Source organism: Cellvibrio sp. KY-GH-1 (genome assembly GCF_008806975.1).
GTDB lineage: Bacteria > Pseudomonadota > Gammaproteobacteria > Pseudomonadales > Cellvibrionaceae > Cellvibrio.
The window spans coordinates 1,659,644-1,671,666 of the sequence record NZ_CP031728.1 but is presented as its reverse complement, the minus strand read 5'-3'; the positions used below and the strand labels follow the sequence as shown (position 1 = coordinate 1,671,666).

Sequence of the window (12,023 nt, the reverse complement as noted above, 5' to 3'; positions counted from 1 at the left end):
GATTAGCTATTCAGCGCGCTATGACAATAAGTATTTCAAAGACCTGTAAGCATTTATGTATCACGAATTTTTTGGGCTAAAAGAGCCTGCCTTTTCCATTGCCGTAAACCCACGCTACCTCTTTATGAGTGACCAGCATCGGGAGGCGTTGGCGCACCTGCTGTATGGAATTCAAAACGGCGGATTTGTAATGCTTACAGGTGAGGTGGGTACCGGTAAGACCACCATCATTCGCTGCTTGTTGGAGCAGTTACCTGGCAATACGGATATCGCCATTATCCTGAACCCCATGGCCAGCGCACCCGAGCTGCTCTCGACTATTTGCGATGAGCTGGGAGTGGAGTACATTGCGGATGAGTTGACGGTAAAGGTGTTGACGGATGCGCTCAACCAATTTCTGCTGGATAACCATCGCAAAGGGCGTAAAACCGTTTTATTGATTGATGAAGCGCAGTTGCTAAAAGTGCCTGTGCTGGAGCAAATTCGCCTGCTGACTAATTTAGAAACAACAACCGAAAAATTACTGCAAATCATGCTGGTGGGGCAGCCGGAATTAAAGAAGCTATTGGCTCGCCCAGCGCTGCGCCAATTATCGCAACGCATTACGGCGCGGTTTCATCTGGAAGCGTTAAATCTGGTGGAGAGCAAAGCTTATATTTATCACCGCTTAAAAGTGGCGGGGATGCCAGAGCATCAATTGCCTTTCAGTGATGCAATCATCAAAAAAATTCACGAGTTTAGCGGCGGTATCCCGCGTTTGATAAATGTGATTTGTGAGCGTTTGTTGTTGGGGGCGTATGCGCAAAATCGCCATCAAGTGGATAAACAAATTTTTGCTGCTGCGGTAAAGGAAGTGGCGGGTACGGCAACACAGCAGGAGGTAAAAGAAGCCGCCGCTTCGCGTACATCCTGGCATGCGGTGTTTGTTGGTGTTGTTGCTTTGGTGATGGCGGGTGTATGGTTTTTGGTTCCTGATCAGGTGCCAGCAAATGCTACTTCCAGCAATACACAGCACTCATCGGTGGATGCCAGTTTGGTGGCATCGGGCAGTGTGATTGATGCGCGCCGATTTGTATCCAGTGTTGCTACTTCCTCTTCGTCCGCTATTGCGGCTCCCGTAGAAAATTTGCTCACCAATGTGGCAACCCGCGACCAGGTTGCTGCTCAATTGGCGTTATTTAAGTTTGCCGGCCTGAATGCAATTGATAAACAAGCGCCTTGTACATCGCTAAATAAATCTACGTATGAATGCGCTAAAGCCAAGTTGAACTCCTGGGATGAATTAAAGGAATTAAATCGCCCCGGCGTTATGACACTCGCCACGCCGGATAAAAAATGGGTTTATGCCTTGTTGATTGGACTTAGCGAAAATCATGCTTTGTTTTTGGTCGATGGTGCAGAAAAAGTGATTCCCTGGAGCGAATTGGTAGTGCAATGGAATGGTGATTTTTTGTATGTCTGGTCTCGTCCAGCAGGGTTTGAAGGCAGTTTGCAGTTGGGGGATCGCAGTGACTTGGTAACCTGGGTTGCAGAGCAATTCGCCAAGCTGGATCAACAACCTGCGCCATTAACGCGACAGTTTTTTACGGATCGCTTGCAAAAGCGAATTGAATTATTTCAAGCCAATAATGGCATTCTTCCGGATGGCGTTTTTAATGAACAAACCCTGCGACGTTTGAATGAGGCCTTGGGGATGGATAAGCCACTGGCAGAATTGGATGAACAAAAACTTCAACAACAAATCGGGGCAAAAGGGCTGTAGTTTATGTCACTCATTTTGGATGCCTTGAATCGCGCCGATAACGAGCGCAAAAATCAGGATACTGTGCCCGGTTTAAATACCATGCACCCTGCACCAGCGATGGTGCTGGCCGATAAACCGGAAAATAAGCAGAAGTTATATATTGCGATTTCTCTTTCGGTTGTTGCATTGGTCGCCTGTGTCTATTGGTTTATTGCCAAACCCAAAACGATCCAGGTGAATAAAATGCCGACAGCGGTTGTATCGGTTGAGTCGATATCCGCAAATGGCGCCGTGAAATCTTCGCAGCAAGCAGAGACGGTAAACGTAGAAAGCAATACGCTTAGTGACCCGAAATCACCGTCACTCGCGGAAGTCAGATCTCCAGAATCAGTGATCGCACCTAAGCCGACTGCGGTGGTAGAACAGCTTTATGCTGCTCCCGAAACAAAACCCGCATCGGCAGATCCACAAGTGAATCAACTTTATGCGGCGGAAGAACCTGCGGGGTCTGAATCAATTGAGGATCCATTTGCACAGCCCGCTGTCGCTGCCCAACCCTCTTTGATTACTGACACCACCAGTATGCGTGAAGCGGCCGAAGCACCACCGGCGCGCACTTTTGCCAGCCTCACAAATGTGCAGGATTTTAATGAATTGCCGTGGAACACCAAGCAACAAATTCCAACAATTAGTTATCAGCGCCATAATTTTTTAGCGGGTGGCGTGAGTACGGTTGTTATAAATGGGCAAACCTTGGGAGTGGGAAATATTGCCGCATCGAGCCAACTGGTCGTGCAGGAAATATTTGAAGATGGTGTGGTACTTAAACGCGGAAATGTTGTTTTTAAGCTGCGAGCGCTCAACGGCTGGATCAATATGTAATTTCAGTTTATCTTAAAAAGTGAACCGCGAAAAAACAAAGGAGCCGTCGGCTCCTTTGTTTATTGTGCAATATAAAATGTAAGTGAATTAACCTTCCATTTTGGATTGCAAATAATTTTGAATGCCTACTTTATCAATCAAAGACAATTGAGTTTCCAGCCAGTCTACGTGTTCTTCTTCGGACTCAAGTATTTTTTTCAATAAGTCGCGGCTGATAAAGTCACGCACACTTTCGCAAATCAAAATTCCATCGCGCAGGTCTGGAATGGCTTTGAGTTCCAGTTTTAAATCGCACTCCAACATTTCCTTGGTGTCTTCGCCGATTTGCAACTTGCCCAAGTCTTGCAGGTTGGGTAATCCCTCCAAAAACAAAATGCGCTCGACGAGTGCATCGGCATGTTTCATTTCATCAATGGATTCATGGTACTCGTGGTCGGCCAGTTCTTTTAGGCCCCAGTCTTTATACATGCGTGAATGAAGGAAGTATTGGTTAATTGCTACCAGCTCATTTCCTAATACTTTATTTAATACGGCGATAACTTGTGGATCACCTTTCATGGCGCTCTCCTTATTAAGGGAATAAAAACAAAGGGAGAGTCTGGCTCCGGAAGCGGGAGGTGTCAAGCAAAAGCGATTTCTAAGTGTTTGATGCTCAAGGAAAAAATACTAAGAATAACAATGATTCCGATTTTTGTTTGGTGGGGCTTATCAAGCTACTGCATAGAATTGTGGCAGGCCATTAATCATTGGGGTTTCACTCATCGCCTCGTCCAGAATTTCACGAGTCATCACAGAACACTTACCACATTGGCTGGCGACACCCAGTGCTTTGCGTAGTTGACCCAGTGAGCTAGCGCCATTGTCGATAGCCGCTTTGATTTGACGGTCAGTAATACCCTTGCAAACACAAACGTACATGGCAAAAACCCGAGAAACGAGAGATAGAAATAAGTAGGTAACGTATAAAACATCACCAGATCAATTTAATGTGAATGATAATTTATGTCAATAATGAATGACATAAATTCTTGTTTGAAATGTGCTTTTATTCGTTAATATAACCTAAGTGAAGTTTAATGATAAATGCGTCAAAGGATTAGTCATAGCGGCAATTTTGTGAGAGTTATATACAAAATCAATATGACACCCTTGTCCGGCTGTGTATGATAGCGGCGCACTATTGATAAATATCGGTCAATCAATAACTGGCCATAAATTGTTCATGCAAATTGAATAAGATCATGGTCGCTTACACAGGTATTTATCCCACCGATCAACCTATCCATTATCAGGAGCATTGTTATGGGCGTATTAGTAGGTAAAAAAGCACCCGATTTTACTGCAGCAGCCGTATTGGCGAGTGGCGAGATTGTAGACGGTTACAACTTCGCGGCAGCTACCAAAGGCAAAAAAGCAGTGGTGTTCTTCTATCCGTTGGACTTCACCTTTGTATGTCCATCTGAGCTGTTGGCGTTTGATCACCGCGTAGAAGAGTTCAAAAAGCGCAACGTAGAAGTGATTGGTGTGTCTATTGACTCGCAGTTTACTCACAACGCATGGCGTAACACTCCGGTAAATGACGGTGGTATTGGCCCGGTTAAATATACCCTGGTTGCTGACATCACTCACGCAATCGCCAAGGCTTATGATGTAGAGTCTGCTGATGGTGTTGCATTCCGTGGCACCTTCATCATCGACGAAGCTGGTGTAGTTCGTTCGCAAATCGTTAATGACTTGCCTATCGGTCGCAACATCGATGAAACTATTCGTACCGTTGATGCGTTGATTTTCCACGAGCAACACGGCGAAGTATGCCCAGCTGGCTGGAAAGATGGTGATAAGGGTATGGATGCATCACCAGAAGGTGTTGCTAAATATCTGTCAGAGCACGCTGACAAACTCTAAGTTTTACTTTTAGAATTCAGTCTTGTAAAAAGCCCGGCTTGTGCCGGGTTTTTTATTGGCTGAAATAAATTTGGGAATCTCCATGTCAGACCTTACTAGAAAAATAGATCTTCACCCCAGTTGGTTAAATCATCTCGTAAGTGAGTTTGAGCAGCCTTATATGAAGCAACTTAAAGCGTTTCTTTTAACAGAAAAGCAACAGGGTAAGGTGATCTACCCAGCTTCTAAAGATATATTTAATGCATTTAATAGTACGCCCTTAGACCAAGTGAAGGTGGTAATACTTGGCCAGGATCCTTATCACGGCCCCAACCAAGCACATGGTCTTTGCTTTTCTGTGCAGCCGGGGGTGCCTGCTCCGCCTTCCCTGCAAAACATGTTTAAAGAGTTGCAACGGGATTTAGGTTTTTCTATTCCATCGCATGGGTGCCTTCAAAGTTGGGCGAATCAAGGTGTTTTGTTGCTCAATGCTACCTTAACGGTTGAACAGGCGAGGGCCGGCTCACACCAAGGTATGGGGTGGGAGACTTTCACGGATAAAGCGATCCAGCTAGTTAATGACCATACTAGCGGTGTTGTTTTTCTGTTGTGGGGGAATTTTGCCCAAAAAAAAGCGTCTTTTATTAACCCACAGAAGCACCTCGTTCTAAAGGCTCCACATCCTTCTCCATTGTCCGCGCACAGAGGGTTTATCGGTTGTGGGCATTTCTCCCACGCCAATAGCCATCTCCAGAAGATCAATAAATCACCAATTCAATGGCAACTTGCTTAAATACTTGGAAAATATAGATTTTATTGTTTTTTTGACTATAAGTCTTGTGATGTATTGGGCGTCATTCTTTACAAATTATTCATCTTTCAAATAATTGACAGCGCTGTCACATAGTAGTAGTTTTGTGCGCTATTCAAAGGGGGCGGGCGTGAGCTACGTCTCTTATTGATGAGCTTGATTAATTTATAAGTAAAAATTTTTTAGTTTTTGCTTTTACGTTTAAAAAAGTGATCTAGAGTAAAAATCACAAATAAGCGCTAGGAACTCTAAATAGGCGTTATAAAACCTAGAGAGTCAAAAAAGAATTCGCTTTCATTCCGAGGGCGAAAATGTTTGAACACCGGGCGATGGTGCAAGGTTTCAGGCATGTGTGTACCGGAAAATAATTCCTGACGATAATAAAGGAGAGCTCCATGTACAAAACTATAAGCTTCAAGAAAAAAATTCTGGCTACTGCAGTTGCTTCTGCAGCTGTAGCGGCTAGCTTCAGCGGTATGACTTACGCTCAAGAAGATGGTTCAGTAGAAGAAGTAATGGTGACTGGTATTCGCGCGTCGTTGACTCGTGCGGTGGATGTCAAGCGCAACTCACCAGGCGTTGTTGATGCGATTTCTTCAGAAGACCTCGGTAAAATGCCGGATTCAAACCTGGCTGAATCATTACAGCGTATCACCGGTATTTCGATTGATCGTACCAACGGCGAAGGCGCCAAGATCACATCACGCGGTTTCGGTCCAGCCTACAACCTGGTAACTTTGAACGGCCGTCAATTGTCATCAGCTTCAGTAATTGAAGGTGGTGATGTTGATAGCACCCGTTCATTTGATATGAGCAACATTGCTTCTGAATCAGTCAATGGTGTTCAGGTTTATAAAACCGGTAAGGCAAGCGTTCCTACCGGCGGCATTGGTGCAACGGTAAATCTGACAACCGCCAAACCATTTGATTACGATGGCTTCAAAGCTTCTATTGGTGGAAAGGCGCTGTACGACGAATCTAACGACGTTGGCGATGACGTTACACCAGAGCTGTCTGGTTTTGCCAGTTGGTCAAATGATATGTTCGGTGCGTCCTTGTCGCTGGCTCACCAAGAGCGTGACAGCGGTCGTTCGGGTTTTGCGAACAGTGGTTGGGGTGATAAGTTACAGCGCTACGCCGGCGGCGACATTTTTAACAGTGGTTATACTCCCGGTGCTGTTGTTGTTAACGAACCAACCAAGGCGACGCCTAACGTACCTGGCACAGGCGACTTGGCGACGCGCCTTCAAGAAGCGAACTTCTTTCATACGGATACAACACGTGAGCGTGATAACGCCTTGTTGACCTTGCAATTCCGTCCAACTGAAGCCCTTACCGCCACACTGGATGTTCTGAGTGTAAATACCAAAATTCAATCGCAACACTCGATTTACTCCTTATGGTTCTCTGATAGCGCATGGCCGACGAACGCTGTGCAGTGGGATGACAGCTCAATCAGTAAATCCCCGCTGTATGTGTGGCAGGCGAACCCAACTGGTTCTCCTCGCGATATCGCGTTGAAGAACTCATTACGCTCAATTGAGAATAAATTGGATGACGTAGGTTTTAACCTGGCCTATCAAGCAAGTGATGAATTGAGCTTTGCGCTCGATGTTCACAAGGCTGAATCCAGTGCAACTCCTTATGATGCCCCCGGCTCAAACGTGACCTTGGGTATTGGTGTAAACACCTTGTTGGCTCAAGGTTTGGATATGAGCGGTGATCTGCCTTTGATTGCCAGCGTTGTGCAAAACGGTGAGATCAAGAAAAGTGATGTGGGCTCCACCATTAGCCAGTTGGTTAACGCTCGCGCCTGGCAAGATGTTGAAGAAGCCAAGGTTTCCGGTAAGTACGAGTTTTCTGAGTCGGGTTCCATCAACTTTGGTCTGACCTCACTGCAAACCGAATCGATTCAAAAGCAATCCGACATTGGGAATGCCACCATGAGAGGCGGTTGGAGCGTTATGGCTCCGGGTGATATTAACCCTGATTGGTTCGAGTTAATTAACTTCAATGATTATTTTGATGGCTATAACTCTAACTTGTCAGCTGGCGCCAAAGATCTGTTCACCAAAGCGGGCAACAACGGCAGCAAAGCAACATCCAATATTACCGGTGTGCGCGTGACCAACTTCAATGCGGTGGCTGAGGCAATGTTTGCTGATTCACCGGATAAAATTCCTTACGCGGCTAACAAAACTGACAGTACAGACCGTAAGATTGTTGAAGATGTTCAGGCCGCTTACGTTGAAACTAACCTCACCGGTAACCTGGGTGGAATGGAAGTGGATGTGTCTGCCGGTCTTCGCTACGAAACTACCGATGTAGAGTCCTACTCACGTGTTTCTCCAAGAAAAATCACCTGGACTGCTGATAGGGACTTCAACAATGAGGCTATTGGTGCAGCGGGCTCGCTGCCTTACACCGTTAGCAAATACGATTACACCAATGTGCTGCCTAATTTGGACTTAACCTTCCATATTAGTGATGATCTGATTGCACGTGCATCCAGCAGTAAAACGATTTCTCGTGCAAACTACAACGATCTGCAAATGGGTGCGGCCGGTAATGCGCCAAGAGGTGGTCCGCTGTTAGCTGGTGGTTCATTTGGTACTAGCAGTGACGGTAATGTTAAGCTGAAGCCCATTGAATCTAACAATATCGACTTCTCGGTTGAGTATTACTTCAACGATACCGATTATGTGTCTATTGGTTTCTTCGACAAGCGTGTACCTAACTTCATCGGTAGAGAGGAAGTTGAAGTTACTTACGCTGGCACGCAGGATCCAAGTAATGGCCCACGTGCTTTAGCCGCGGCTGCTGCACTGAACGCTGCCGGTATTCCAGTAACTGAACGAAACTTGTTCGAGCAGGTTGCTAGGATGAACACCGCCGGTTGCATAAATACAGGGGCGGATAAAACATTGTGTGGTGCAGGAGGCGTTGCTTCGAACACCGAAGCGGGTTACTTGAAGTACAGTAACGGTGTAGATATTGAAGCTGTAGCGGGTGACCCAGGCGTTACCAATATCACCTCCATGCCTACCAACTCGAAAGACGCTGTGTTGAACGGTTGGGAATTTGCAGGCCAGCACTTCTTCGGTGATAGTGGTTTTGGTATTCAAGCGAACTACACCGTTGTTAACGGCAGCATTAGCTACGACCTCTATGCGGAACCTGGCTCTGCGACGCAATTTGCGTTAACTGGCTTGAGTGATTCGGCAAACTTGATCGGTATCTATGAAAACGACCAATGGCAAGCGCGTATCGCGTACAACTGGCGCGATAAGTTCTTGAGCAATTCGAACGTTGGTGGTGGTGAGCCTGAGTTTACTGATGACTATGGTCAGGTTGACTTCAACGTGGGTTACAAAGTGACTGAAGACTTAACCGTCTCGTTTGAAGGTACCAACGTGTTGGCTGAGGATAAGAAAGCCTATGGTCGCACACAAAACCAAGTAAGATACGTCGACATATTGGAAGCTCGTTATGCGCTGTCAGCGCGTTACAATTTCTAATCGTTAGTAGTTGATGGTAGTCATAAAAAGTGCCGCTCTATGAGCGGCACTTTTTTAGGTGGTTCCTTTTTAGTTAATAGAAGAAAAACGGGCAATAGAATGAAAGATTTTCAACCGCTAAACGCTGCACAGCATAATGCTCTTGGGTATGTGGAAAAATTCGGTGCTGACTATGGTCACCAGGTAGGTGCGATGGTGATATTGCCCAATGAGTTTGCCAAGGCTCAGCGAGAATACCCGATTCTATTTCGCAAAGACGCTGAGACGGGTCGTTTTTTACCGGTAGTTTTACTGGGATTTGAGGAGCATGAAAATCTCTTCCTTAATGAGAGTTCGGCTTGGAGTGCACGTTATATTCCACTCGCCGTGAGGCAGGGCCCGTTTCTGATTGGTCTCCAGCAACAAGAGGGGGAGCAGCGCCTGGCAATTTATGCGGATCTCAATGATTCAAGAATTCAGCAAAATGCAGGGGCCGCACTGTTTAATGCAGATGGTAGCGCTTCCGACACGCTCAATAAAATAAGAGATGTATTGTCATCGAGTCATACAGGTTCAGAGTCGCTTGAGGCGATGGTTGACGCCTTTTTAAAATACGATCTGCTTGAGCGGGTTATGCTGGAAATTGATTTATCGAGTGGCACTACCGTTAAGTTCGATGCCGGATATACCGTGCATCTTGAAAAATTAATGGCATTGGAAAGTGCTGCTGTGGTGGAGCTACACAAATCGGGTTTCTTATCGCTTGCGTACAATGTTGCTGACTCTGTAAATAACATTCAGGGTTTGATTGATATCAAAAATGCAAAAATGAAGTAAGTTAGCATGCTTCACATTGATGAATATGAGCGAAGAAATGACCGAACATACAGCAGTGAACTCTATTCGTAAAATTGTAATTGCCGGTGGCGGCACTTCCGGCTGGTTGGCAGCGGCGGCCATCGCCAAGGTGCTCGGAAAAAATCTCGACATCACCCTGATTGAATCCCCCGAAATTGGACGAATTGGTGTGGGTGAGGCAACTATTCCCACCTTGCGAGTATTTCATAAGCTCCTGGGCATTAATGACATGGAGCTGATGGCAAATGTACAAGGCACCTTTAAATTAGGAATTGAATTCAGTAACTGGGCGAATAAAGGGGATAAATATTTTCACTCGTTTGGTCTTACTGGAAAAGAGTGCTGGGCATGTCAATTCCAACATTTTTGGATGGCTGGAAAAAAATACGGTATAAACATTCCGTTTGGCGATTACTGCCCTGAGTCTAAAGCGGCAAGGTTGGAGAAATGTAGTGGCGAAAATGATGGGGTAAACTATGCCTACCATTTCGACGCCAATTTATATGCGGACTATCTAAAAGCGTTTTCTGTAAAACTCGGCGTCAAACAAATTGAAGGATTTATTGAGAGAGTCAATGTTTCGCCAGAGAATGGTTATATTGACTCGTTGTTATTGAAGGATGGGCAAACAATAGCTGGCGATTTATTTTTGGACTGCACCGGTTTCAAAGCCATGCTGATCGATGGTGCGTTAAACACACCCTATGTGCCTTACAGTCATTATCTCCCCTGTGATTCTGCCATTGCACTGCAAACGGAAAACGTGCACTCGCCACGGCCCTATACTCAATCAATAGCGCACGATTTTGGCTGGCAGTGGCGTATACCGCTGCAACACAGAGCCGGAAATGGTTTGGTCTTTTCCAGTCGGCATGTATCCGATGATGAAGCCATCAACACGCTAATGAGCAATTTGGAAGGTCGCCCGGTCACTGAGCCGCGCGTGATTAAATATAAAACAGGTCGCCGTATAAAGGCCTGGAATAAAAACTGTATTGCCGTCGGGCTTGCGTCAGGTTTCCTGGAACCGCTTGAATCTACCTCCATTCATTTAGCCATGTCTACCATTTATCGCTTACTGCGATACTTCCCACAGCATGAAATTTCCATGTCGAATGTGGATGAGTTTAATCGGCAATCGAGTGAAGAAATGGATCGTGCGCGCAATTTTGTGATATTGCATTACCACGCAACCCAACGGGAGGATACGGAATTTTGGCGTTATTGTAAGAACATGGAAATCCCTGAAATACTGGCGCGTCGAATCAAGTTATTCAAAGATACCGGCACAATCATGCTCGAAGACAAAGAGTTGTTTTTAAACGACTCCTGGGTTCAGGTCATGATGGGGCAGGGCATTATGCCCGCGGCATACCATCCGGTCGTCGACATGATGGAAGAAAAGGAGTTGAAAGGTTTTCTGGCCTTCTTGAGAGACGATGTCCATAAAAAAGTCGCAGCAATGCCTTCGCATCAAGAATTGATCAACAAATATTGTAAGGCAATGCCGGTTTAAAGAGCATATTGTATGGACTCTATTGCCTACGAGCTTTGCGAAGACGCCAACATTGAATGCTATAAAGTTGGCAATGAGCAACAAGAAGTTGTATTGGTTGATAACTACCTTAAAGGCGCGTTAGCGTTAAAAGAGCGTGCAGTGCAGATCAATGAATTTGCGGTGGCAGATTCATTTTATCCTGGTGTGCGAATGCAGGTTCCGCAAGAATACACCATGGCGCTTGTAAAAAATCTTGGCTTCTTTATGGAACAATTTTTTCATCTAGAGGTAAGGAAAATCAGGAAAGCAGTTTCCAAGTTTTCGATAATAACAACGCGCCAAAGCGAACTGGAATTATTGCAGCGAATCCCGCATTTTGATTCACCGTCACGCAAGGGGCTGGCGTTTGTGCATTATCTGCAAACGGTCCCTGGTACGGGGACATCCTTGTATCGTCATAGGCCAACGAACTATGAATATATCGATGAACAACGCCATTCCCGGTACATCGAAAAAATACAAGAGCGATACCCCACAGAAGATACCTACCCGGAAGGTTATATCCAGGGTTCTACCGATCAATTTGACGAGATAGCCGCATACGATGCAGTGTTTAACCGATTGTTGATGTACAGGGGGACGAGCCTTCACTGTGGAAAGATTGGAGATGGGTATAATTTTGATCCCAACCCGGCGACGGGTCGGCTTACGGTGACATCGTTTTTTGAATTTAACTAATATTAGTTAACTGCTTGCAAAAGTTAGATTGTTAATTTAGTTGGTCTGTATTTGTACTTAGTTAAGATAGAGTTCGGCCCATAACGGGCCGAAGCTTTTTAAATGTAGTGC

At 45.6% G+C, this 12,023-nt stretch carries 10 protein-coding genes; 8 read left to right on the top strand and 2 right to left on the bottom strand.

What is annotated here, in order from left to right:
- The first annotated feature begins 55 nt into the window (after positions 1-55).
- Both D0C16_RS07150 and D0C16_RS07145 read left to right on the top strand, forming a co-directional pair.
- A complete protein-coding gene (locus D0C16_RS07150) occupies positions 56-1,762 on the top strand; it encodes an ExeA family protein (protein WP_151031678.1) in 1,707 nt (568 codons plus the stop codon).
- A gap of 3 nt (positions 1,763-1,765) precedes the next feature.
- Positions 1,766-2,626, top strand: coding sequence for a general secretion pathway protein GspB (locus D0C16_RS07145; RefSeq protein WP_151031677.1), 861 nt, complete (start codon positions 1,766-1,768; stop codon positions 2,624-2,626).
- Positions 2,627-2,713: 87 nt separating this feature from the next.
- Here D0C16_RS07145 and bfr read toward each other — a convergent pair whose 3' ends face one another.
- Both bfr and D0C16_RS07135 read right to left on the bottom strand, forming a co-directional pair.
- On the bottom strand, positions 2,714-3,184 hold the full coding sequence (gene bfr / locus D0C16_RS07140; RefSeq protein WP_151031676.1) for a bacterioferritin: 471 nt from the start codon (positions 3,182-3,184) through the stop codon (positions 2,714-2,716).
- Positions 3,185-3,334: 150 nt separating this feature from the next.
- Positions 3,335-3,544 (bottom strand): bacterioferritin-associated ferredoxin, encoded by a 210-nt coding sequence (locus D0C16_RS07135; protein ID WP_151031675.1) that lies wholly within the window; start codon positions 3,542-3,544, stop codon positions 3,335-3,337.
- A gap of 384 nt (positions 3,545-3,928) precedes the next feature.
- On the opposite strand from D0C16_RS07135, the gene D0C16_RS07130 reads away from it, so the two are divergent.
- From D0C16_RS07130 to D0C16_RS07105, 6 genes are all read left to right on the top strand, one after another.
- Complete coding sequence (locus D0C16_RS07130) at positions 3,929-4,531, top strand: peroxiredoxin (protein ID WP_151031674.1); 603 nt, start codon at positions 3,929-3,931, stop codon at positions 4,529-4,531.
- 82 nt (positions 4,532-4,613) lie between these two features.
- Positions 4,614-5,303 carry a uracil-DNA glycosylase gene (ung, locus tag D0C16_RS07125; RefSeq protein WP_151031673.1) on the top strand — a complete coding sequence of 230 codons (690 nt, stop codon included), beginning with the start codon at positions 4,614-4,616 and terminating at the stop codon, positions 5,301-5,303.
- A 413-nt stretch (positions 5,304-5,716) separates the two neighbouring features.
- Positions 5,717-8,839 (top strand): TonB-dependent receptor, encoded by a 3,123-nt coding sequence (locus tag D0C16_RS07120; protein WP_151031672.1) that lies wholly within the window; start codon positions 5,717-5,719, stop codon positions 8,837-8,839.
- A gap of 39 nt (positions 8,840-8,878) precedes the next feature.
- Positions 8,879-9,655 (top strand): SapC family protein, encoded by a 777-nt coding sequence (locus D0C16_RS07115; RefSeq protein ID WP_151031671.1) that lies wholly within the window; start codon positions 8,879-8,881, stop codon positions 9,653-9,655.
- A 37-nt stretch (positions 9,656-9,692) separates the two neighbouring features.
- Positions 9,693-11,192: a tryptophan halogenase family protein gene (locus D0C16_RS07110; protein WP_151031670.1), complete on the top strand. Its 1,500-nt coding sequence runs from the start codon at positions 9,693-9,695 to the stop codon at positions 11,190-11,192.
- Between the two features lie 12 nt (positions 11,193-11,204).
- Positions 11,205-11,912, top strand: coding sequence for a DUF6445 family protein (locus D0C16_RS07105; RefSeq protein ID WP_151031669.1), 708 nt, complete (start codon positions 11,205-11,207; stop codon positions 11,910-11,912).
- Positions 11,913-12,023 lie beyond the last annotated feature (111 nt).